This is a genomic window from Flavobacterium johnsoniae UW101, assembly GCF_000016645.1.
Classification (GTDB): Bacteria; Bacteroidota; Bacteroidia; order Flavobacteriales; family Flavobacteriaceae; genus Flavobacterium; species Flavobacterium johnsoniae.
In genome coordinates, this window is sequence record NC_009441.1 from 4,445,425 (window position 1) to 4,469,006 (window position 23,582).

The following is a 23,582-nucleotide window of genomic DNA, read 5'->3' on the forward strand; positions in this document are numbered from 1 at the left end:
GGTAACATGGAATTTTCAAAACGCAATTTAGATTATTGAATATCTATAACCCGCATTTTGGTAAAATTGAAAGCACAGCCAGGGGAAAAATGCCGGCAGGCGTATGGAATAACAGCTCCTTTGTAATACCAGTACAGCAGCAGTAAAGAAGATGGCAGGGATCATTTTGTTTTGGACGTTTAAACAAACCATATTAAGACGTTTAAACAAAGTGGCTGCTTGTTTCATCCTCTAATTTTGTCCTGTTAAAATAATTTAAATTAAAAAAATGGAACAGAATAATTATCACGGAAAATTACAGAAAGCCACAGGTTCGGGATTTGACGCAAAATCTACCTCAAAGGAAATTATAAAAGGAATTGACCTTACAGGGAAAACTGCCATTGTAACGGGCGGGAATACAGGCATTGGCCTGGAAACGGCCAAAACACTTGCGGCGGCAGGGGCAACGGTCATTGTACCGGCCAGAGATGCAGAGAAAGCGAAAAGAAATCTCGAGGGAACTCCAAATGTAATAATAGAAAACATGGATTTAATGAATCCCGGTTCTCTTGATGCTTTTGCTGAAAAGTATCTGCATTCAGAAAGACCGCTTGATCTGCTCATTAACAATGCAGGGATTATGTGGGTGCCGCTGCGCAGGGATTCCCGAGGCTATGAATCACAATTAGCCACCAATTATCTGGCACTGTTTCAGCTTACGGCAAGATTATGGCCTGCACTAAAAAAAGCTGATGGCGCCAGAGTCGTCAATGTTTCTTCAGGAGGGCATCAATTTTCAGATTTTAATTTTCAAGATCCTAATTTTCTAAATCGGGAGTATGAGACCTTACAGGCCTATGGACAGTCAAAAACAGCGGTGAATCTCTTTTCTATGGAATTAGACACGCGTGCAAAAAAGTATAATGTGAGAAGTTATTGCTTATGTCCGGGCGCTGTTGGGCAAACAGAATTAGCTCGAGAAGCGCCAGCTGATTTGTTCCAAAAACTCGGTTACAGTGATGCTGAAGGAAATATACTGCCGGAAGTAGCCGCGTCATTAAAAACGATCCCGCAAGGTGCAGCCACAACCCTTTGGGCTGCGACAAGCAAATCGCTTAACAATATTGGCGGTGTGTATTGTGAAAACGCAGATATAGCATCTTTAAATTCAAATGAAAAAATTATTGGAGGTGTTGCACCTTATTCATTAGATGAAAAAAATGCAAAACGTTTATGGAAATTAAGCCAGGAAATGACCGGAATACATTTCGATCTTAGTTAATATTTGTATCTTTATACCGCACAAGCAATTATGGATTATCAGGTCAATTACATACACCCAGACATCAAACTTTCCAATTACAGCGGCAAGCTGTTTAAAACGGAAGCCGCCTTTAATGACCATCTGCTTGTGTGGTTAATTTCAGGTGAAACCAAAATTATCCAGGCAGATCAAACTTTTGTATTTGGCCCGGGCAGTACTTTTTTAATTCCCAGAAACCAATTGGCGGCAATCATTAATATTCCAAAAGATGGACTGCCCCACAAAGCAGCTGCGATGCATCTATCGGCTGACAGGCTTCGTGAATTTTACGATCACCAAAATGCAAAATTAAAAACTGCCGTACCAAAAATTTTCAGTTTCCATAAACATCCTCTGCTGGAAAGCTGTCTGGCTTCGCTGATTCCTTATTTTGACATGCAGGACAACTTTCCTGAGAATATCGCTTCATTGAAAATCACTGAAGCAATTTCAATTCTTAGAAACATTGATCCCGCTATTGATGCTGTACTGGCCAGCTTTGAAGAACCTGATAAAATTGATTTAACTGCTTTTATGGAGAAAAACTTTATGTTTAATATGCCTTTGGAAAAATTTGGCTATTTAACAGGCCGGAGTCTTACCACTTTTAAGCGCGATTTCCATAAGGCTTTCAATACTACACCGCAACGCTGGCTAACCCAAAAAAGATTAGAATTAGCCCATTACCAGCTTGCCGAAAATAATAAAAACCCTGTTGATATCTTTTACGAGATAGGATTTGAGAATTTATCGCATTTTTCATTTGCATTCAAAAAACAATTTGGCTACCCGCCAACTCAACTGAAAAAAAGCAATACGAACTGTTAGCGCTCTTTCTGAGTGCCTTTTTTAAAAACGATACAAAAAGCTATGGCAAATTTACAATTAATTTGCTGTTTCAAAATTTGCGGCAGGATCGCGGCGCATACTATTCACATGTGCCGTAATGATTAAAATCACACTCTTCGCTATTTATTTTGAATAGCAGCCCCCTTTGCATTTTATTGAAATTTTACCGATACCGCTGCACTTCAGCCATTTCTCCAAAAATATAAAATCAACCTAAAAGAAAGAAGATTACTAGAACTAACTATTTTTAAAGCGCTGCTTACATCAAAAAGTAGAAATCCAAGATCTCGTACCGCTAACTTTGGAACTCAACCAATTTAAAAACCTATAAAATGTGGAAACCCGTAACATTTCTGCATCGTTTTTATTTAAATTCGTCATCAGTAATTTTATCAGACTAAAATTTCTATATACAACACTTACTTTCGATTACTACCAGATGACTCATTAAAAAATAAAAAAATAGGAATGCATGAAAAATACCTGCTTGAACTGTGAGAATGAAAATAATACAAACGCGAAATACTGTTCTGCCTGCGGTTATCAATTACATGGCACGGAAGATCAAAACAGCAGCACTGCGACTGCACCCCGAAAGGCAGCAAAAACGGATAAAAAATTTGATTTGAAAACACTTTTAGGTTTCACCATCGGGTTTGCGATCATGTTTGCTGCTACGCAATTCTTTTTTAAACCATCCATGGACAAGCAGCTCACTGAATTTGCCAATGAATTTAATAAAACCTGTCCCATGAGTGTGGATCAGTATACTACCTTGAAAAATATTTCGGTTTTACCGGATAAAACCATTCAATACAATTATGTACTGGTCGGGATCACAAAAGAGCAAGTCCAGGTGGATACTGTTAAAAAATATATTTTTCCTCAGGTGCTCCAGTATGCAAAAACCCATCCTGATATGAAATTTTTCAGAGATAATGATATTACTTTAAATTACTCCTACGCAGATAAGACCGGCGCCTTTATTACCAAATATACTGTGACGCCGCAAATGTACAAATAGCTGTATAAGCTGTACAGAATTACCCTTCAAGTATTGTGGCAGCATCAAATTAACAACTGGCAAAAGTCCGGCCAGATCAGACAGCTACTACTAGCGGACTCCTTTACAGCCCAGTGGTCCCTTGCCGGGGGACGTCCTATATTTACAAATGCCGGCTGAAATTTTGCAAAACAGCACTGCCGTAAACGGCACAGCACGGCCAGGGCAGAGAAGATGGCTATAGCTTTTTGTAATAATTAAAGCTGTCCCGGAGAACAGCTTTAAAATAAAAAAGGTTAAAATAATCGATTAGAAATCAGGCAATTTCAATCATTCTAGGCGGCTTCTGCTTGGCTTCCTCTTTTTTGGGTATGGACAGATGAAGCAGGCCATTCACATAACGTGCAGTGATGTTTTCTTCGTCGACCACATTTTTAGGCAGCTCAAAGCTTCTCTGGAAAGACTGGTAGCTGAATTCCCTGCGGGTAAAATTCTCCTGCTCGATGGTCTGCTTATTTTCTTTTTCCGAAGAAATAGTCAGCAGGTTTCCGTCAAGGGTCACTTTGAAATCGTCTTTCTCCAGGCCGGGGGCGGCCACTTCGACTTCATAATGTTCTGCAGTCTCTTTGATGTTTACCGATGGCAGGGTGGTACTAGTTGTAGAAAAATTTTTGTTTTCCCAATTGAAAAGCTCGCGGCCAAAAACGTCATCAAAGAACGTATGCGGCAAAGCACGATGCTGGTTTGCATTTCTTTTGATAAGATTCATAACATTTTACTTTTAATTGTTATACAATATTTTTGAACATACACTGCTTTTGCAGTGCCAGTCACAAAAAAAACCAAAATTATGCCAGAGAAAAAAAATGACATTTTTTCAGTTTTCATAAGCGAAAAATTGTCAGTTTTACCCTGTCTTTATAGAGGAAGGAAAGCTTCACATCAGAAGGGTAAGATCTTCCGGTCTAAATTCCCCGAACACTGCCGGGTCAGAACCATGGAGAAACGGTTTATCACTAAAACCAATACCTGCCGCTTTGAAGATAAGAGATTCATTCTTGAAAAGACCATCATAGCTCTTACCTACCCTGCAGGATCCGCAAAATAAGATACTGCCGCGCAGGAAAATGAAAAATAGCTGCTCGGTATCACAAGAAAAAACAGACCGGTAAGACAGGGAAGATTCCTTAGGAGTCTCCCTGGGAAATATTCTTTTTCTGAAACAAAAAACAATTTTTTAACAGGGTAAAATAAACCTTTGGCCCAGTGCAGCAAAAACACTTTTTTTAGTACAAGCACAAAATAAATGCCTAAAAAACACTCCATAACCCCATAATAGTTGAAGCAGTGAGAATTCAGCCTGCATAAAATATACCTCTAAATCACAGCCTTTCCATATTCCGAAATTCATTTTTTATTTTGTGCCCACTCAAAAAACGTAATTCATCATATCTGGACTTACTATTCCGATTTAATAGTAAATTATGTATTTATGAGAGATTGATTTTGTATTTATCAGCTATTGGTGAAGAAGTCTTATTGGGTGCAAGCTGTCCGATCTGAAATATTTTTTCAATAAATTCAATACTTTGATCCACTGAAGTGTTTTCATTTTTTAAATGGCTGGCAAAATGGTTTGTCAATTTTTGAATAATTCTGGAACTTATTAAATCCATCTGAGCATCATCAAAATGGGTTATTTTCTTTTTTTGAAAAGCAAATTCGGCAGATACAATATCATTTAGCTTGGATTTTAATGCATGAATAGTCGGAGCACATTTTCGGCCGTTTACCCAGGTATTCAGTTCTAATTTCATATCATCAATAATGGCTTCTGCAGCAGGTATATGCTGTTTTCTTCTTTCCAGCGTGTCATCCGTAATTTGAGATAATGCATCCAGATGTATTAAAGTTACACCGGGTATTTCTTCTACATTGGCATCTACATTGCGCGGGATGGATAAATCCAGAATCAATAAGGGTTTCTGTAAAGCAAGCGATGCTTTGTCAATAGTCGGATTTTGTGCTCCTGTAGCTACAACCAGCACATCGGCTTGGTGCAGTTCTTGTTTTAAATCAGCATAATCTTTTACAATAACATTCAGCTTGCCAGCCAATAATTCGGCTTTGTTTTTTGTTCTGTTTATAAGAGTAATATGACTGTTTTTAGTATGTTTTACTAAGTTTTCGCACGTATTTCTTCCTATTTTCCCTGTTCCGAATAACAAAATATTTTTGCTTCCAATATCTGCCACATTTCGGATTATATACTGCACTGATGCAAAAGAAACTGACGTTGCCCCGGAAGAAATTTTCGTCTCAGTTTTAACTTTTTTGCTGGCTTGAATAACTGTATTTACCAACCGGTCCAGAAATGTATTGACCAAGCCTTCCTGTTTACTATTGTTAAAAGCGGTTTTAATCTGGCTGATGATTTCAAAATCACCCAAAATCTGACTGTCCAAACCTGTTCCTACCCGGAACATATGGCTGACAGCTTCTTCATTCTTATATATATAAGCAGCCTGCTGAAATTCTTCTATGGAGCCATTGCTGTTTTCGCAAAGCAGTTTGATAAGTTCATAAGGATGATGGGCAAAACCATAAATTTCAGTTCTATTGCAGGTAGAGGTAACAACCAATGATTCTATGCCTTCTGCCTTAGCCTGCAGCAATAAATCAGATTGTGCCTGGGCATCTAAACTAAATTTTCCTCTTATAACTGCATCTGCTTTCTTGTAACTTAATCCTAATGCGTAAAAAGTCGTAGATCTGGGCATATTAAAATTTTCCATATTTATGGTTTCCTTAAAAAGTTCAAAAATTAGTAACTGCAGATTTATATAACAGCGCCGGAAGTGCTTTTTGATCACTATGGGATAAATGGATTTAAACTGCGGTTTTATATAATTTCCTTATATTATAAAGCTGACAGCTTTTCAAAAATATTTATATACTTCAAATAGTATTGAAATATAAAACGCTGCCTGAAAAAGGCAGCGTTTTGAGAAGAAATTTATTTTTGAACTATAGGAGTTCTCAATGATTCCAAAACAGCAACTATATCGGTATAAAGTTCTGTATTTGAAGCAACACCATTTGCATTGGCCGCAGCTCCAACATATCCTTCGAATTTTGTATAGTCTGCATTACTGGATTTTGTTCCCATACGAGGATTTTTTGCAGGATCATGAGCTGCAACCATGTTCAAACCAGAATATGTATTTACAGCATTTGTTCCTCCCGTATTAAACGAAAAGAAATCAGTCAGATTATCTGATAATTTAGCAATATTGGTAGACTGGGTCGTTCCCGTTTCTGCCAGCAAAGGAGCAAAATGTGCCTGCAGATTGCCTGAAGCATTCGATTGGATATCGGCAACAATCAATCCGATAGTTGAATTTACCACTTTGCGGAAACTCAAACGTCCCTGCTCAATCATCTGGCCGGAATTATCAGGATCAGAAACCATTTTAGTTCCGCCTAATCGCTCATAGATAGAAGCCTTAATCGGTGCTGGGGTTTCATCGTCATTGCTGCTGCAGGAAATCATAGCTGCCGATGCAGCAATTAGTACACTAAGTGTAAGTTTTGAATAAACTTTCATAAATTTAAAGTATTAAAGGGTTAATTAAAAAAACGATTTATCTTTTGAGACAGTCTATAGCTCAAACTATTTTGGTTCATTGGGCAGACTTCTTTGTCTGCTAAATTTGCCGGCAGTATATAACGCTGCGCATCATAATGACCTTTAGCCATCAGCTCGTTGAAAACTTTCTCCGAGTTTGTAATTTTATTATTATGGAAATAGACCACAACATTTCTTTTAACGATAATAGAGTCTGATGTCAGACCTTTTATGTTTCTCAGGTCGGCACAGATTTTTCTGGCCTGCATAGAATCGATGTCTGATTTAAAATCGATTCTGCTTACCTGAAGATTTGGGGTGTCATAAACGGGCGGTTTGGCTGTTATAATGTGAAAAAGCAAAATGGCGATAAAGACTCCAATAATTCCGCTGAGTATAAAAAGTCCTTTTTTGATTATTTTATTAGTTTTCATAATTTTTGTAAGTTTTTTAAAGTTACTTACGTGTACTTTAGCCCTGCGGTTTTAGAAATAATTACAAATTGATCAATTTAGAATCGTTTTAAATACAGAAATTACCTAATAATTTAATTATAAAGCAGGTACTAGTAAACTCTGGTAAGATTAAATCCAAAAAATATATCTCCTTTTGTCCAGTCGCCAGTGATTCTTCCCAGATACCCAGCCTGATCAATTGCCTGTGAACTGGTAAAATGGATCTGAAAACATGACCGCCGGTTTCCAGATCAAAACCTATAAATAATGAATTAAAGAGAATTTGGCGCCCTGTTTAAATGCGCCGCATAATCCATATTTAAGGACCAGCAGCTTAGAGAATTAATATCTTCCTCCAAATCCTATGGCATATTGGGAATTTCAAACGGTATTTTACCAATACGGCCGCTCTATCGCATTTCTGGCATTGTCGGTCTTTTTGGCCGCCAGGGCAGGAGGATCAAACATGCTGACTGCAGTCCTGCGTATTTGTATCTGGGGTACTTTTGCAATGGCCGCATCCGCACTGGCCGGATACATTTTCGGGGTGCAGACCTCATAAAAATAAAATCTGCTTTAAAATTTAAGCCAATCTTAAGCAATTTAAAAAAATAAGAAACCGCTCAATTCGTTTTATCGTATATCTCTAAAACAACTGGAAATGAAACTCATTACATTACTCCTGCTGGTAACGGTTCTGCCTATAAATTGGGAACCTGACTTTAATAATGCTAAAAAGACGGCAAAGGAAAAGCACGAATTAATCCTGTTGAATTTCTCGGGTTCGGACTGGTGCGGCCCCTGCATTGCAACACGAAGGGATTATTTTGAAAATCCTGCCTTTACAGCTATGGCAGATCAAAATTTAGTATTGGTTAATGCTGATTTTCCGAGAAAAAAGAAAAATACCGGAACCCCGGAACAGGTGAAACGAAACGAAGCATTAGCCGAAATATATAACAAGGAAGGCAGTTTTCCCTTAACGCTTCTTTTGGATGCTGAGGGCAGAGTAATCAAAACCTGGCATGGAAAACCCGAAAAAACACCTGAGGAGTGGACTGCCGAAATAAAAGCGATCTGTGACAGCCGAAAATAACATTCCCAAAACGCAGAAGTATTCCCAGTCGCTAAAACTGATGGGAAACAGTTTTACCATTACCGTTGTGGCCGAGAATCAAAAGACCGGTAATGAGTACATCAACCTGGCTGTTGAAGAAATCAGGCGGATCGAAAAACTCCTGACCACCTACAAAGCGGACAGCCAGACCAATCTGATCAATGAAAATGCAGGAATCAGGCCGGTCAAAATTGATCTGGAAGTGTTTGATCTTATCGAAAGGTCAATTGGAATTTCAGGAATTACACAGGGCGCTTTTGACATTTCTTATGGAAGCATAGACAAAAGTCTCTGGAATTTTGATAAATCCATGAACAGCCTGCCGGATTCCCAGACAGCACTTAGAATGGTCCATCTTATCAATTACCGAAATATTATCCTGGACAGGGAAAACACGACGGTATTTTTGAAAGAGAAAGGCATGCGGATCGGTTTTGGGGGTATTGGAAAAGGATATGCCGCAGAAAAGGCCAAGCAAGTACTTTTAAAGCATAATGTGCAGAGCGGCATCATCAATGCCAGCGGAGATCTCTGCGCCTGGGGACTGCAGCCAAACGGGCAAAAATGGACCATCGGCGTGGCGGATCCCGATTCTCCAAACGCAGCATTCTCTTATATGGAAATCTCTAATAAAGCGGTGGCTACCTCGGGTAATTATGAAAAATACGTAACAATCGACGGTAAAAAATATTCCCACACCATTGACCCAAAAACGGGACTGCCGATAACCGGAATAAAAAGCGTGACCGTCATTGCATCCAACGCTGAATTTGCCGATGCCATGGCCACTCCTATTGCGGTAATGGGCATTCAGGCAGGTCTGTTTTTAATAGATCAGATACCGGATCTATATTGTATTATCATTGACGAGAGTAATCAAATTTACACTTCAAAAAACATTCACCTGAGATGAAAAAACCAAAACAAAAAAGTCTAAAACTTTTATGCAGTACTGCATTTGCCGGTATCCTTATGGGTTCCTGCACCCCGGTAAAAGAATACCAGAAGGGAAAAATCAACGATTCTGAAATGGTGCTTTCCAATAGAAAAATCGAAAAGACAGAACTTAGTTTTCAATCCTACCGAGAGGGAGCTTCCGGGGCAAATTCAGGAAAAAGCGGCGGCGGCTGCGGCTGTAATTAATAGCAAAAAGAAATGAAAAGAAAATTCATTACCGGATTTGCGCTGCTGATGCTCTTTCAGGCCAAGGCGCAGGATGTCCCAAGTGACTCCACAGGATACAAAAGCAGAAAATTAAAACTCGAAGAGGTAAACCTGGTATCGAGCTATTACAAACAAGACGGGAACAATTCGGCTGTTACCGGCGGCATAGGTTCGGAGCATCTGACCGATATAGCCAACACCATTGATGTTAAACTGGTCAAGTACGGACAGACCGGAATCAAACATACTTTTGATATTGAAGCCGGAATTGACCATTACACTTCAGCCTCATCCGATAGGATTGATTTGAGCGCCAATTCATCCGCTTCTTCCTCAGACAACCGCTTCTACCCTTCCCTGATGTATCTTAGAGAAAATGAGCAAAAAGGCAGAACGATCGGCATCGGGGTTTCGTCCTCTACAGAGTTTGACTACCAGTCATTTGGAGCAAATATCAGCTTCTCCCAGAAAACAAGAGACCGAAACGGCGAGTTTACTGCTAAATTTCAAACCTTTATTGACCAGCTCAAACTCATTGCCCCCCTTGAACTTCGCAGCCCGGGAAGCGAAGGTTATGACACTGCCGGACGCAATACGTTTGCCGGAACCCTGAGCTATTCCCAAATAGTAAACCAAAACCTGCAATTGCTTTTCGTGGCTGATTTAATCAGCCAGAACGGCTATTTAAGCCTGCCGTTTCACAGGGTATATTTTAACGACTATTCGGTTCATCAGGAAAAAATGCCCGACAGCAGATTAAAAATACCCTTGGGGATCAGGGCCAGTTATTTTCTGGGTGATGCTATAATTATACGGGCTTACTATCGTTACTATACTGATGACTGGAGCCTAAAGGCGCATACTGCCGATCTTGAAATCCCGGTGAAGGTAACACAATCACTTTCATTTAGTCCGTTTTACAGGTACTACACTCAGAGCGGCACAAAGTATTTCAAAGGTTATGCACAGCATACTGCAGCTGATCAATATTACACCAGCAACTATGACTTGTCTAAATTCGAGAGCAGTTTCTTTGGAATGGGAATGAAATTTACTCCCCCTAATGGAATCTTTGGGCTTAAACACTGGAATACTCTTGAGATCCGTTACGGACATTACAACAGAACCACTAACATGAGCTCTGATATCATTAGTTTAAACATCAAGTATAAATAGCATTGGATATAAAAAGCCCAAATATAAAATTGGGCTTTTTACGTTGCTCTTAAAACAAGAAAGCAATACTGAGATGCGAATATCTCTATTCAAGCAGCCAAAAACAAACCATTCCCATTTTTCAAGGGCATGCCATTTTTACCACAAAAGGTTTAAGTCTATAATAATATGAAAGAAACCACAGCAAAAACCAAAATGCATGTATGCCCGTCTATAGGGATAAAAACCGTATTGTCATGGAAACATCACCTGTTATATTAAAAGTACTGCAGACTCTTGCAGACCGATATGGAAAAAGCTGTTCTTTGGAAGAGCTGACCAGTCTGGTTCACCTGAAGGTTCACAGCTCAATTACAGATCGTTTGTACGCTGCAAAACAACGCCAGTCTTACCTATTAGATGCTTTGCTGTATCTGGATGATCAGGGGTTTATCTTTTTAAATTCCGATACCGACCGAAGTGTAATTACCATAAAGGGCCTGATGAAAGTAAATAACAAGCTTTTATGGAATTAGTTTGTGCTGCCGGTGCCTGACCGTCTTATCTTTTGATCGAAATCAACATTAAGGGCAGTGGTCTACATAAGATTTCACAGGCAGTCATCCAAAAACACGCCAAAGAAAATACCCGAAAAGATCTCACTTCTTTACAATAAGATGCTGCTGCGCGGGGTCATTGAGAAGTCTTTCCATCTCGGTATAAATAATATCCTGCACATCACACTTGATCTGCTGGAAATTCCGCTGTATCATCCCGGAATCCAAATGCCGCACAGGCGGTATTTCCGTATAGTTTTCCTCTTCCCTGCGCAGCGCTTCATGGTCGTTTACAATCTCACAGTGAAAGGTTTTCAGTTTGATGCGGCACTGCGGATCATCGGCAGTCATGCCCACAAATTCCCCTGAACTGAGCGATGAAATCTTGGATGGCGGCACGGCGGCTTCCAATTGTCTGGAGCGGCTGATGGAGGCATCCGAACTGTTGATGGAAATACTTTCCCTGTCCTGCATGATCTTCCCGAAACGTTCCGAAAGCTGTTTGGCCGTATCCCCTGCCACCTGCCCTGATATGATATTTCCGGTGAGGTTCATGATCACGTCGGCCTGTTCGCGCCCATAGTCTTTTCTGAGCTGGCTGAAATCCTGTATCCCCAGGCAGGTGCTCACTTTGTTGCTTCTGGCCGTAGCAATCAGGCTGTCCATGTTGTTGAGATAAATAGTGGGAAACTCATCAAAAATAAGACTGGATTTGAGCTTTCCTTTTTTGTTGACCAGTTTGATCAGCCGGTTGACATAGAGCGATAAAACAGCGCCGTAAATCTGTATTTTCTGCGGGTTGTTTCCCATGCAGACAATCTTGGGCTCCAGGGGATTATTAATGTCCAGGGTAAAATCATTTCCCGATAATACATAATAGAGCTGGGGGGAAGAAAGCCGGGCCATGGCTATTTTAGCCGAGGCAATCTGTCCTTCGAGCTGTTCCATGGCATCGTTAAGATATGCATTGACAAAAGGGTTGATGAGCACCTCAATTTCCTTATCGGTGCGCAGCAGGGTAAAGAGGCTGTCATAGTCGGCCTGCATGAGTTCAATAACGTGCGGCAGGGTGCAGAATTCCCCATTCTTGTACCTTCTGAGATACCAGATCACGGCCGATAAAAAATTGATCGGCGATTCCACAAAAAAGTCGCCCTGGCGTTTGATCCACTCCCGGTTGAGCCCCAGAAGGATAGTGCGTGCGGATTCCGAGGCATCGGTTATATCTTCCATACTCTGCGGATCCAGCGGATTGCAGCGGTGCATGATTGCATCAAAATTAATGAAGTAACATTTCGGCACCACTGTGTAGGCGTGTTTGTATTTCTCAAAAGTATTGTAAACGATTTTGGACAGGTCATCGTATTTGAAATCATAGACAAACATGCTGAATCCCTTGGCAATATGCTGGGTGATGAGATGACGGATTACAAAATAGGATTTGCCTGAACCCGGCGTACCCAAAACAAGCAGGCCGCGGAAAGGATTGATGATGTTGATCCAGCTGTTTCGGATTTTGTCCCTGCGGTAATAACGCGCCGGAAGGTTGATCGAATATTCATTTTCCAGCAGTCGTTCTTCCTGGGGAAAGGTTTCATTTTCGCTGTTAAAAATATCCGCATCAGGGAGTCTGTTTTTAATAATGCGGGAGAGCATTGTGCCTCCCGAGAGCACCAGCAGAAAACCCAGAACAGTTGTCCCTATATACAGCGCTGCAAGAAGCGGCTCGGACCCGTAAAAGAGCAGCGCCGTACCACTCAGAAAATACAGCGCCAGTCCGAAAGCCGTATAATAAAAAGCCGTTTTAAACTGTCTTTTTTCGTCCTTTCTTCCCTTGGCGCCGAGCAGTGAAATCACAAGCAGCCCCAGCGAAATACATTTGGAAAAATGAAAACTGCCAAACAGTCCGGTCTTATAAACCGAAGTTAAAATCTGATCTGCTAAAGTTCCTGTCAGGTCCCAGAACCGGAATGCCCCATAACAGTAATAATAAAAATGCAGCAGCAGCACCATGATGCTCATCAGTCTTGTCATATCGAGTATTTTTCTCAGTGCCTGTTCATTTTCTCCTGTCTGCATAGCTGTCTGTTTTTACGGTTACTGGTTCAGGATTAATTCAGATCCGAACGTCTCTTTCTTTTTCTTTTCCTGCGTCTTGCCTTAAACTTTCCGCTGCTGTACTCTCCCTGCCATTCGGGCTTCATGAGTTCTTCCAGTTCTTTGGTGCTGCTCCCCTGAATGGTATTCCCAGCAGACTGCTTCTCACTTAGATCTGCTTTGTTTTTCAAAACCTCACCGGCCGCTTGGGGCTTCTCTTTCCCGCCCGCAGCCCCACAGCGCTCCAATACTGCTTTGGCGCTGTAATTTCTTCCCAGCGCGCTGCCGTTAAACACGCTTCTGGTAACATGGTCCACATAGGTCAGACCGTATACCAGACCGGCATCACTTTTGCGCAGCACCATACTGATTCCTTCCTTTTCCAGCAGCAGCATGAGCTTGTCCAGACGGATTTGCTTTGCGAAAAAAATACGGTCCACAGCACTTCGGATCCTCTTTTTTTCAGAGATCCTTTCGGTACTGTTCAAGGCAAATCTTTTTTCCAGAAAACCAAGTGTGGGGCGCAGGGATAAATCACTTGCCTTGATGGGAATCCCTGCCGCTTTTCCATCCTGGTCCAGTATGCGGTACACCAGTCCGCCGGACTTAAAAATCCTCGAATCGACGCTGCCCCTGTCGGCCTTGATATTATAGAGCTGCAGCACGGCATTAAGCTCGGCAAGCGAACCGTATGTATAGTTCAAAAGCACGGACTCCAGCACCCCGGAGAGCGCCCTTTTGGATTCGGTTTTCCCGTACAGAACTTTACCCGCAGCGGCAGGTTTCAGCAGCGGTGTCTCCTGTTTTTTATTCCCTTCTGCCCGCACCAGATTAAACTCTTTTTCAATTTCTTTTCGGGCCTTTTCCGACTGGTTCCTGCCGATGTTCTGCATGTCAATTCTCGATCCGTCTTCCCTTACTTTGATGGACACCAGATGGATGTGGGGGTGCCCCGCATCATGATGCTGGTAGACCAGATACGGCTGCTGCGCAAAACCAATTTTTTCCATATAAGCGGCCGCAATTTGGAGCAGCTTTTCTTTTGAATAGTTCTCGCTGGGGTGAAAGTTCAGTGAGATGTGCACGCTGTTTCTTTTCACATTTTCATTCAGGGCATTCTGATGCAGCAACCGGCTGAGTTTCATTGAAAGGTTCATACGCGAAACTTCCATAGGATAATTCCCTTCCCCGATGCACTGGGCCTTTGCTTGTTTGACTTTGTTTTCATTGTAATTGACAACCGCCCGCACGCAGTGTCCGGTCTTTATCACTGCAACCATTTTTCAGCCGTTTTCTCCATTAGTCTCTCAATGGTTTGGATCTTCTCCAGCAGCTCTGCGCGCTGGGCTTCGGTGCTGGTGATCCAATCCCTGAATTCGGGAAGCTGTCTCAGGGTATGGAGTTTTTTAACAGCCTGGTTAAAATTATTTCCCAGCGCGCTGAGCTCTTTTCTGAGCCTGATAATTTCCAGCATATATTCATCCAGGGATGCATTGCGATACAGGGTTGTTATGGGCTTATTCAAAACACATGCCCTAAGGTACTGGCTCATCTGACGGCAGGTGGATGCCTTAAATCTTTTTTCTATTGCAGTAAATTCAGCGGCGGTAAAACGCACGGCAGCAATACGGTTTCGGTTTGCATTGTCTTTCCTCATCTTGTTTGCTTTTCATTTTTTAAACAGTATTTGTCAGTCTCCTTCTTGTAAAATCACTGCGCGCGAGTTCCGAGCACAAGCCAGCCGGATGCGTTTGTTAAACAAACGGACATCTGGCCGACTGCAGGAACGAGGCAGTCCTGCTGTCTTTTAAAAAGTAAAGCCGTAAAGAATCGCTTCACTCATCTTCGGGCTAAAATAGAAAAGCCCGCCGGATTCCGCCTATCCCGGCCATATTTTGAACGGGGTATTATCAAAGCATCTTCTTATCTTTGAATAGGTAGATTATAAATTTAAAACATGTGAATTATGCTGACAGAAAATGATGCCGCCCAGGTTTTTGATACCATACTGAGTATCCCGGGCATGAATGAGCCAGTGAGGATTGATCTGAAAATTTCACGAAAAAACGTACTTCTTTTACACCATGTTATCGAGCGGGGCCTGCTTGAAAACAACAGCAGTCCTTCGATGCTTCTGCGGCGCACTGCCCAGGAAAACATTCAAGAAATAAAACAGCTTTCCGCTGACTGCCTGGCCAGGGCCGGCCTTACCGAACTCCATGAAAAACTCGCCGGTCTTGGAACAGAAAAAAACAGTAAAAGCTAAAAAGAAAAGCCGTCAGCCCAAATAACTGACGGCTTTTTTATTGGTATCAGGCTGAAAGTCATTTTGCTCCTGAGAGTATTAAATACATTATAATTTTTATGTTATTTTTGAACAGTTAATAGCAAATATATGACCCCGGAAGAACTAAAAGGATTTGAAGAAAGACAAACTGAAATGCAGCAGACCAGAGCTGTTTTTGATCTCATCTGCAGCAGACTGAACCTGAAGTACGGCAGTTTTTTTGGATTCCGCGATACAAGAGGATTTGTTGTTCTTAATATCTACAAGGACAAGGGAGATAAAACCCGAGTATTGAAAGTTTCGGAAACGGCAGAGGTTCTTATAGACACCCATAATTATTACTCGGTTTATCAGTCTCTCACCAAAAGAAACGTCCTTTTTTATAGTGAACTGAGAGAGCAGCCTGATAATTATAAAACTACCAGAGCGGGCGTGCTGGATGAAAATTTTGAAATCCTGCTTCCTGCACGGTACGATTCATTACAAGACATTAATGCAGACCATTATCTGGCCTTTATTGATGATTACGCGGGCATACTGAATGCAAAATTTGACATAATTATTCCTTTAAATTTCAGGGAAATTAAGTACAATGCTGCACTAAAAATTTTCAAAGCCAGAGAACAAATTACTAATGAAGACCAAGAAAGCAGCAGGTATTGGATCTATGACCAGAACGGCATACTGCTTAAAACCCTTGAGTACGGACTGGTTAATTTTGCCAGCCATCCTTCCTTTTATACTGTTTATGACATAGGAGTATTCTACAGCGATTATGTAGACTATACCACGATGATCGGCAGACAGGGACTGCTGGATGACAGCTTCAAAATTGTAATTCCGCCCCTTTATGATCTGATTTTTATGGGTGAAAAGTTTATTCTGGTTTACGAAGAAAGAAATGCGGTAATAGGCCGTGATTACGAATCGGAAGAGGCACAGGGAGCCGAATGCTTTTATACTTTGGACGGTGGAAAATGGGGCGTGTATGACCACAGCGGCAGTCTTATTGTTCCCTTTGAGTACAACTGGATTGATCATACTTTTAATGATGATTTGTTTTTAATCAATCCTTCAGGTTTGATGTATTATTATCGGGGTGAACAGGAAGACGGGGTGTGGTACGTCAAAGATGGTCTGTGGGGACTTATTGACTCCCAGAACAAAATCATAGTAGAGCCTGTTTATAAATACAATCGTTTTTACAGCGACAAGATCATATTCTTTAACAGAGAGGGAGCCGACATGAGCATCCTTGATATGGAAGATGCCATTACCATATACTTGTAGCGCATGATGGGTAACTGCCTGCAGCCATAAACGAAAAAACTCCCTAAAAATTTAAGGAGTTCTTCGGCAGCCGGCGGGTGCCTGAAAGGGTATGCGGTAACTAACTAAATCATTGAGCAGAACCTCCAGACGAACCCCGCCGGTCCCCTGTTCTTTTTTCTGAATGATCACAAAAGTATCCTTACCGATATACCATCAAATTTACGCCAATAAAGCAATTACTGCCTTACAAGATCTTCGCACGTCCTTACAGGATTATAAGCTTTTCCCATACAGCACTCCAGAACCGTATTAAGAGGTTTAAAAAATAGTAAAAGGCGCTATAAAGCGCCCTGATCTGCAAAGGAATAATAATGCTCTGAGGTAACAATCAGATGATCCAGCAGCTTGATATCCAGAACTTCGCCTGCCATGGAAATCTTTTTGGTAATATGTTTGTCTGGTTCTGAAGGCAGGACATTTCCCGATGGATGGTTGTGGGCAATGATCAGCCCTGCGGCACCGGCTTTAAGCGCCGCGGCAAAGAGCAGTCTGACATCCACTACAGTGCTGGTGATGCCTCCTGAGGAAACTTCATAAATGCCGAGTACTTTATTGGACTGGTTGAGCAGCAGTACTTTGAACTGCTCCAGAAATTCAATCTTGCCGGGATCCCAGCAGTCTTTTATCAGGCTATAGGCATATTGGGAAGATGTAACATGGGGTCTCTGGGAATTTTTAATTTTTGTTTTATAAATCAGATCGATTTCTGACACGTTTTTCCAGCTGTTGTTTTGTAGAGTTTTCATGATGCTAAATATTTAAGATTAATTTTAGCACCGCCTTCGGGCAGAAGGGAGCAAGCGCAGAAAGCAACGCAATAAAGCAGGACGGCTGTCCTGCATTTATGGGGGAATTTTTTGCAGCGCCCCGAGCCGCTGTGCCCGAACTTTGTGATGGAATTAAACGGTATTTACATCCCCGGAATATCTGCCTGAAAAAGTCAAAGCATGTCGGAGCAAACTGCAGGAAGTACTCGTCAGCACTGTTACAATAAAAAAAACAGTTGTACGGCTCAGGCAAACAGCTGACCATCAAAACGGTGGGAAAACCATACAAAAAAACAGCTGAAAATATGATCTAAGACCGCTTGCTGCCTTGTATTATGTACCTTATTGAACTATTTTTGCCGCATGAATCATGAAGAAATAAAACGCTATTTTGAGAACAATCCGCCGCCCAAAGAAGTCGTATGGACTCCATGGGCAAAAATCAACGATACGCAGGTTTTTTTAAAAAGCTGCTACATTGGAATTAACAATTTTAACGGCCCGATTGAGAGATGTCCTGCATGGTGGCATCTCAGGGATTTTTACCTGCTGATAAAGCGCAGTACAGTCCAAAAAGCCGCTTCGTCTGAACCAACTGTTTCCCTTGAAGAAACGGTATCCGGGATAGAGAATAGTCCTGCAGAAGAAATACAAGAACAGGAAGAGGAAGCTTCAAACCTATAATGGCAGGTCTGAAATCAGGATAGTATATTGGGTATCTGCCTGTTAAAAAACAGCAAAAATTATTAAGCCAGCAGAAAATTTTTTTCGCTTTTTGTGAAAAGAGCCCAGTCCGTTCCCAATAGGTTTGCAATCAAGTTTTTGAGTCCCTGGAAAGTACTGGGTTTTATCGCATAAAAATCGGCCCCCATTTTATAGGAAAGTTCAATATGGGAGCGGCTGCCGCTGGTCGAAAGCATAATTATCCTTATATCCTTGAAATAGTCATCTGCTGCGCGGATTTCTTCGAGGCAGTCAAAACCATTTTTACCCGGCATATTAATATCAAGGAAAATAATTTCAGGGAGCCGTCTTAAGGAATCATAAAGGGCATTCAAAAGCTGTTGTCCGTCTTCGAGAGCCTTCACTTCAACTGGGAGATTTAAATCTGTTACCGCATCAAAAAACAACATTCTGTCATCTTCATCATCGTCAGCTATAAATACAAATTTCTGTGGGTGATTTAATTTACTCATGACTCATTTATTTAGTGCAGACAGCAGATGATAAGAATCGAAAGATTTTCACACGTCTGTAAATAAACCTTTGTAAATCAATAAACAATCGACTTACATCCGTGAAGCAGTTAATAGCTTACAAAGTTAAGTCTTAAAATTAAATAAATTACTACAAAACTAAAAAGAAGCTGAAAATTTCAAAATGATTAACATTTTTTTGATTTTTTTTCAAAAAAAAGAGAGTTGCATTACTTTTTCGAACACTTCGAATTTTACAATACTAATGATGCTGTAAATTCTGAATAAAGCAATATGAGCCTTAAAAATGAATTTTTGAAGCACTTGTAAAATAAGGATTTTAAAATTTTGTTATTATTTAGAACATTTTATTTTTAAAAAATGTTCTTATCTGTACTAATTTTGATCTGTATAAAAATGAACAGATCATGAACCGGGCCATTGTACATATTGACATGAACACGTTCTTCGTATCGTGTGAAAGACTGACGAATTCTGAACTTAACGGCATTCCGCTTATTATTGGCGGCGGTGATAGAGGTGTCGTGGCATCGTGTTCGTATGAGGCACGCCGTTTTGGGGTTCGTTCTGCCATGCCGATTCATATGGCTATGAAGTTATGTCCTCAGGCCAAAATCATGAAAGGCGACATGGAACTCTATTCAAGGCTCTCCCATGAGGTTACTGAAATTATCCAGGAAAAAGCGCCTGTGGTTGAAAAAGCCAGCATAGATGAATTTTATCTGGACATAACCGGAATGGATAAATTCTACGGCAGTTATAAATGGACCGATGAACTCGCCCAACGCATTACAAAAGAAACCGGCCTTCCCCTCACCTTTGCGCTTTCGGTTAACAAAACCGTTTCTAAAATCGGCACAGGGGAAGGAAAGCAGAAACAGAACCTTGAAATCCCGCAGCAGCTGGTCCAGTCTTTTTTAAATCCGCTTTCTATCCGTAAAATCCCGATGGTGGGTGAAAAGACATTTCAGCTCCTTTCCCGGATCGGGATCAGGAAAATCCAGACCCTTTCCGAAATGCCGGCTGAAGCGCTCCAGCGGATGATCGGCCAGAACGGAATCGAGCTCTGGAAAAAAGCCAATGGTATTGATAATAATCCGGTAGAACCCTACACGGAAAGAAAATCTATTTCCACTGAACATACCTTCTCCCAGGATACGATTGACATACCAAAGCTGAACAGGGTGCTGCTGGGGATGGTAGAAAAACTCTCTTACCAGCTCCGTTCCGAACAGTGGCTCACATCAACTGTAACGGTTAAAATCCGATATGCCAACTTTGATACCGAAACCAAACAATGCCGTGTGCAGTATACCTCTGCGGATCATATCCTGACCCAGACCGTAACGGAATTGTTTGACAAACTCTATCAGCGCCGTATGAGGCTGCGTCTTATCGGGGTGCGTTTCAGCGGGCTGGTGAGAGGGACCTATCAGATTGATCTTTTCAATGATACTGAAGAAATGCTGGCGCTCTATCAGGCTATGGACCGCATGAAAAACCGTTACGGCTTTGATGCGGTAATGCGCTGTGCCGGCGCTTCTTTCAAACCCAACAATAAAAATGAAATTTTAAAACGTAAATCAGACTAAATGTATCTCAACTGCCACTCTTTCCACTCGCTGCGTTACGGCACTATTCCGGTTGAGGAATTGGTGCAGCTGGCTGTGTCGCTGGGTGTTCAAGCCATGGCCCTGACCGATATCAATACTGTGACAGGGATTTACGATTTCATAAAACTATGCAATACAGCCGGCATAAAGCCCCTTATAGGTATGGAATTTCGCTGCCGGCACCAGCTGCATTATATCGGACTGGCAAAAAATACGCAGGGACTTGCGGGAATGAACCGCTTTTTGACCGGCCATAATTTTGACGGAACTCCCCTGCCATTGCATGCTCCTGAGATTGCAGATGCTTTCTTTATTTATCCCCTTGAAAATACGCCCCAGGTGTTAAGAGAGAATGAATATATCGGCATCCAGCCTGAAGAACTGCAAAAATTGGTATTGTCTGAATGGAAGGACAGACAGCATAAAATGGTGGTGCTCCAGCCGGTAACTTTCCGCTCCAAAACCGAATACCAGCTTCATAAAATTCTGCGTGCCATAGATCTGAATGTTTTAGGCTCCAGGCTTAAACCTGAAGACTGCTGCAGGGCGTCTGATACAATGATGCGGTTAGAAAAACTGCTTTTCTTTTATCAGCATTACCCTCAGATCATTGCCAACACAGAGTACATAATAGAGCAGTGTAATTTTGAATTTGATTACAGCACTCCTAAAAATAAAAAATATTATACACAAAACCGCCAGACCGATATTGAACTTTTGACTATCCTGGCCCAGCAGGGACTCGAATGGCGTTACGGAAAAGACAATACCGAGGCCGGGGCCCGAATGATCAAAGAGCTAAAAGTGATTGACCAGCTTGAATTCAGCGGGTATTTCCTCATCACCTGGGACATTATCCGCTACAGCAGCAGCAAGGGGTTTCTGCATATTGGACGCGGCAGCGGTGCCAATAGTATTATCGCCTATTGCCTGGGTATAACCGATATCTGTCCCTTGGAACTGGACCTGTATTTTGAACGTTTCCTGAACCTGAACCGTAAGAGCCCTCCTGATTTTGATATAGACTGGTCATGGAAAGAGCGTGATGTTATTCTTGAATATATTTTTTCCCGTTATGGAGCCGATCATGTGGCTTTCTGCGGGACGAATGTGGAATTCAAATACCGCTCGATTTTTCGAGAAGTGGGTAAGGTTTTCGGACTGCCGAAAGAAGAACTCGATGCGCTGGCCAAAAACCCGATGAACCTGCACCCCACTAACAAAGTAGTCAGACAGGTGCAGCAGTACGGCATGCTGCTCGAAAAATACCCTAACCAGCGCAGCATGCATTCCTGCGGTATCCTGATTTCTGAAGAGCCAATTACCAACTATACACCGCTGGAAATGCCTCCCAAAGGCTTTCCCATTGTGCTTTTTGATATGCATACCGCAGAGGACATTGGACTAGAGAAATTTGATATCCTGAGCCAGCGCGGCATCGGGCATATTGATGACAGCGTTAAAGTTATTGAGAAAAACACCGGAATACGCATCAATATCCGTGACACCTCGATTTCTAAAGATGAAGCCCTATGCAACCAGTTTTTAGCTGCAGGAAAAACAATTGGCTGCTTTTATATTGAAAGTCCCGCCATGCGCGGTCTCCTGCGCCGGCTGAAATGCGGTGATTACAAAACGCTCGTAGCCGCTTCTTCTATCATACGTCCGGGAGTGGCCCAGTCCGGTATGATGAAGGAATACATCTACCGGCACAACCATCCCGATAAGTTTGAGTATTTCCATCCGGTGTTTAAGGAGCAGCTTGGAGAAACCTACGGCATTATGGTGTATCAGGAAGACGTAATTAAAATTGCACAGCATTTTGGCGGGCTTCCTGCCGCTGACGGTGATATTCTTCGCCGTGCCATGTCAGGCAAAGGACGCTCTAAAGCGGCACTGCAGAAAGTAAAGGACAATTTCTTTGCATCCTGCGCCGCTCAGGGACATCCTCAGGCGCTGAGCGCAGAAATCTACCGCCAGATTGAATCCTTTGCCGGGTATTCTTTCTGTAAGGCGCACTCCGCTTCCTATGCGGTGGAAAGCTACCAGAGCCTGTATCTAAAGGTAAACTATCCCATAGAATTCATGGTAGCGGTAATCAACAATCAGGGCGGGTTTTACCGTACGGAAGTCTATGTGCATGAAGCCAGGATGTCAGGAGGCATTATCCATCCCCCATGTGTAAATAAAAGCGGGTATGAAACCACCCTGTACGGAAAGAACATCTATCTGGGCTTTATGCACCTGCAGGGGCTGGAATACAAAACAGCTGTTATGATTGAAGAAGAGCGGTGTAAAAATGGGGACTATACATCGCTGGAAGATTTTATCAACCGAATCCCAATAGGCATTGAAGGGGTGCAGATTCTAATTTTTATAGGGGCTTTTCATTTTACCGGTAAAACCAAAAACCAGCTTTTAGTCATCTCAAGGCTGCTGCTGGTTAATTATAAACCAAACAGCAGCAGTCTGAAACTTATACAGGAACCCGCCAAAGAGTTTCAGCTTCCTGCATTGGAACGCTCTTTATTTGAGGATGCTTTCGATGAGATTGAACTTCTGGGTTTTCCGGTTTCCTGCTCGCCTTTTGAGCTGCTGCAGACTTCTTTCCGGGGGGATGTGATGGCAAAGGACCTGCTGGGGCATCATAAAAAGCAGGTGCGTATGCTGGCGTATCTGATCTCGCGCAAACATGTGCCTACTAAAATGGGCGCTATGTATTTCGGCACCTGGATTGATGCACAAGGCGAGTTCTTTGACACGGCCCATTTTACGGGAAGCCTCAAGGATTATCCCTTTCAGGGCGGCGGCTGTTACCTGTTATTGGGCAGCGTTGAGGTAGATTACCACTTCCCTACCATTACGGTTACCAAAATGGCTAAAATGCCCTTTATACCGGATCCCCGATACGAACATGAAAACGACTGGAAATACAAAACCCAGCAGAAACTGCGAGAAGATGTCAGCATGACCCACAGGGCGCCCTATCCGCAGGAGCATGAAATTAACCTGCCCAGACATAAAATGACAGATTAGTCCCCTAATTAATTCTAATA

The 23,582-nt window shown here is 42.0% G+C and carries 25 protein-coding genes; 15 read left to right on the forward strand and 10 right to left on the reverse strand.

What is annotated here, in order from left to right; translation table 11 throughout:
- Positions 1–268: 268 nt before the first annotated feature.
- From FJOH_RS19410 to FJOH_RS19420, 3 genes are all read left to right on the forward strand, one after another.
- The gene (locus FJOH_RS19410) at positions 269–1,264 is read left to right on the forward strand and encodes an SDR family NAD(P)-dependent oxidoreductase (protein WP_012025727.1); all 996 of its coding nucleotides are present in this window, start codon (positions 269–271) and stop codon (positions 1,262–1,264) included.
- Positions 1,265–1,294: 30 nt separating this feature from the next.
- Positions 1,295–2,113 carry a helix-turn-helix domain-containing protein gene (locus FJOH_RS19415; protein WP_012025728.1) on the forward strand — a complete coding sequence of 273 codons (819 nt, stop codon included), beginning with the start codon at positions 1,295–1,297 and terminating at the stop codon, positions 2,111–2,113.
- Between the two features lie 493 nt (positions 2,114–2,606).
- Positions 2,607–3,158, forward strand: a complete 552-nt coding sequence (locus FJOH_RS19420) for a zinc ribbon domain-containing protein (protein ID WP_012025729.1) — start codon at positions 2,607–2,609, stop codon at positions 3,156–3,158.
- A 295-nt stretch (positions 3,159–3,453) separates the two neighbouring features.
- Here FJOH_RS19420 and FJOH_RS19425 read toward each other — a convergent pair whose 3' ends face one another.
- Positions 3,454–3,906: an Hsp20/alpha crystallin family protein gene (locus tag FJOH_RS19425; RefSeq protein ID WP_012025730.1), complete on the reverse strand. Its 453-nt coding sequence runs from the start codon at positions 3,904–3,906 to the stop codon at positions 3,454–3,456.
- Positions 3,907–3,987: 81 nt separating this feature from the next.
- Between FJOH_RS19425 and FJOH_RS26865 the strand changes: the two genes are divergently transcribed.
- Positions 3,988–4,245 (forward strand): hypothetical protein, encoded by a 258-nt coding sequence (locus tag FJOH_RS26865; protein ID WP_123875748.1) that lies wholly within the window; start codon positions 3,988–3,990, stop codon positions 4,243–4,245.
- A gap of 382 nt (positions 4,246–4,627) precedes the next feature.
- Here the strand turns inward: FJOH_RS26865 and hemA are convergent, their stop codons facing one another.
- From hemA to FJOH_RS27385, 4 genes are all read right to left on the reverse strand, one after another.
- The gene (hemA, locus tag FJOH_RS19435) at positions 4,628–5,932 is read right to left on the reverse strand and encodes a glutamyl-tRNA reductase (RefSeq protein WP_012025731.1); all 1,305 of its coding nucleotides are present in this window, start codon (positions 5,930–5,932) and stop codon (positions 4,628–4,630) included.
- Positions 5,933–6,153: 221 nt separating this feature from the next.
- Positions 6,154–6,744 (reverse strand): globin family protein, encoded by a 591-nt coding sequence (locus FJOH_RS19440; protein ID WP_012025732.1) that lies wholly within the window; start codon positions 6,742–6,744, stop codon positions 6,154–6,156.
- Between the two features lie 20 nt (positions 6,745–6,764).
- A complete protein-coding gene (locus tag FJOH_RS19445) occupies positions 6,765–7,199 on the reverse strand; it encodes a hypothetical protein (RefSeq protein WP_012025733.1) in 435 nt (144 codons plus the stop codon).
- 131 nt (positions 7,200–7,330) lie between these two features.
- The gene (locus FJOH_RS27385; RefSeq protein ID WP_316916991.1) at positions 7,331–7,444 is read right to left on the reverse strand and encodes a DUF5777 family beta-barrel protein; all 114 of its coding nucleotides are present in this window, start codon (positions 7,442–7,444) and stop codon (positions 7,331–7,333) included.
- Positions 7,445–7,584: 140 nt separating this feature from the next.
- Between FJOH_RS27385 and FJOH_RS26870 the strand changes: the two genes are divergently transcribed.
- The 6 genes from FJOH_RS26870 (at position 7,585) to FJOH_RS19470 (ending at position 11,192) form a co-directional block, all read left to right on the forward strand.
- Positions 7,585–7,782 carry a VIT1/CCC1 transporter family protein gene (locus FJOH_RS26870; RefSeq protein ID WP_073099528.1) on the forward strand — a complete coding sequence of 66 codons (198 nt, stop codon included), beginning with the start codon at positions 7,585–7,587 and terminating at the stop codon, positions 7,780–7,782.
- Between the two features lie 99 nt (positions 7,783–7,881).
- The gene (locus FJOH_RS19450; RefSeq protein WP_012025734.1) at positions 7,882–8,316 is read left to right on the forward strand and encodes a thioredoxin family protein; all 435 of its coding nucleotides are present in this window, start codon (positions 7,882–7,884) and stop codon (positions 8,314–8,316) included.
- A complete protein-coding gene (locus tag FJOH_RS19455; RefSeq protein ID WP_012025735.1) occupies positions 8,300–9,250 on the forward strand; it encodes an FAD:protein FMN transferase in 951 nt (316 codons plus the stop codon). The genes FJOH_RS19450 and FJOH_RS19455 overlap by 17 nt, the downstream gene beginning before the upstream one ends.
- Positions 9,251–9,309: 59 nt before the next feature.
- Complete coding sequence (locus FJOH_RS19460) at positions 9,310–9,480, forward strand: DUF4266 domain-containing protein (RefSeq protein ID WP_235023078.1); 171 nt, start codon at positions 9,310–9,312, stop codon at positions 9,478–9,480.
- A 12-nt stretch (positions 9,481–9,492) separates the two neighbouring features.
- Positions 9,493–10,677, forward strand: a complete 1,185-nt coding sequence (locus FJOH_RS19465) for a DUF3570 domain-containing protein (protein WP_012025736.1) — start codon at positions 9,493–9,495, stop codon at positions 10,675–10,677.
- Between the two features lie 236 nt (positions 10,678–10,913).
- Complete coding sequence (locus tag FJOH_RS19470; RefSeq protein WP_044047925.1) at positions 10,914–11,192, forward strand: hypothetical protein; 279 nt, start codon at positions 10,914–10,916, stop codon at positions 11,190–11,192.
- Positions 11,193–11,315: 123 nt separating this feature from the next.
- Here the strand turns inward: FJOH_RS19470 and mobC are convergent, their stop codons facing one another.
- From mobC to FJOH_RS19485, 3 genes are read right to left on the reverse strand one after another with little or no spacing between them, the layout of a single operon-like run.
- Positions 11,316–13,292, reverse strand: coding sequence for a conjugal transfer protein MobC (gene mobC / locus FJOH_RS19475; RefSeq protein WP_012025737.1), 1,977 nt, complete (start codon positions 13,290–13,292; stop codon positions 11,316–11,318).
- A 32-nt stretch (positions 13,293–13,324) separates the two neighbouring features.
- Complete coding sequence (locus FJOH_RS19480; protein ID WP_012025738.1) at positions 13,325–14,590, reverse strand: relaxase/mobilization nuclease domain-containing protein; 1,266 nt, start codon at positions 14,588–14,590, stop codon at positions 13,325–13,327.
- On the reverse strand, positions 14,578–14,967 hold the full coding sequence (locus FJOH_RS19485; RefSeq protein ID WP_012025739.1) for a plasmid mobilization protein: 390 nt from the start codon (positions 14,965–14,967) through the stop codon (positions 14,578–14,580). Before FJOH_RS19485 ends, FJOH_RS19480 begins: the two co-directional genes overlap by 13 nt.
- A gap of 309 nt (positions 14,968–15,276) precedes the next feature.
- On the opposite strand from FJOH_RS19485, the gene FJOH_RS19490 reads away from it, so the two are divergent.
- Together FJOH_RS19490 and FJOH_RS19495 are read left to right on the forward strand one after the other, a co-directional pair.
- Positions 15,277–15,576 carry a hypothetical protein gene (locus FJOH_RS19490; protein ID WP_012025740.1) on the forward strand — a complete coding sequence of 100 codons (300 nt, stop codon included), beginning with the start codon at positions 15,277–15,279 and terminating at the stop codon, positions 15,574–15,576.
- Between the two features lie 129 nt (positions 15,577–15,705).
- Positions 15,706–16,887, forward strand: a complete 1,182-nt coding sequence (locus FJOH_RS19495) for a WG repeat-containing protein (protein ID WP_012025741.1) — start codon at positions 15,706–15,708, stop codon at positions 16,885–16,887.
- Positions 16,888–17,207: 320 nt separating this feature from the next.
- Here FJOH_RS19495 and FJOH_RS19500 read toward each other — a convergent pair whose 3' ends face one another.
- Complete coding sequence (locus tag FJOH_RS19500) at positions 17,208–17,675, reverse strand: JAB domain-containing protein (protein ID WP_012025742.1); 468 nt, start codon at positions 17,673–17,675, stop codon at positions 17,208–17,210.
- A 384-nt stretch (positions 17,676–18,059) separates the two neighbouring features.
- Between FJOH_RS19500 and FJOH_RS27270 the strand changes: the two genes are divergently transcribed.
- Positions 18,060–18,380: a DUF6965 family protein gene (locus tag FJOH_RS27270; RefSeq protein WP_012025743.1), complete on the forward strand. Its 321-nt coding sequence runs from the start codon at positions 18,060–18,062 to the stop codon at positions 18,378–18,380.
- Positions 18,381–18,442: 62 nt separating this feature from the next.
- Here FJOH_RS27270 and FJOH_RS19510 read toward each other — a convergent pair whose 3' ends face one another.
- The gene (locus tag FJOH_RS19510; protein WP_012025744.1) at positions 18,443–18,892 is read right to left on the reverse strand and encodes a response regulator; all 450 of its coding nucleotides are present in this window, start codon (positions 18,890–18,892) and stop codon (positions 18,443–18,445) included.
- Between the two features lie 428 nt (positions 18,893–19,320).
- Between FJOH_RS19510 and dinB the strand changes: the two genes are divergently transcribed.
- Both dinB and FJOH_RS19520 read left to right on the forward strand, forming a co-directional pair.
- A complete protein-coding gene (dinB, locus tag FJOH_RS19515; protein WP_012025745.1) occupies positions 19,321–20,505 on the forward strand; it encodes a DNA polymerase IV in 1,185 nt (394 codons plus the stop codon).
- Positions 20,506–23,562, forward strand: a complete 3,057-nt coding sequence (locus FJOH_RS19520) for a DNA polymerase III subunit alpha (protein WP_012025746.1) — start codon at positions 20,506–20,508, stop codon at positions 23,560–23,562.
- Positions 23,563–23,582: the final 20 nt, after the last annotated feature.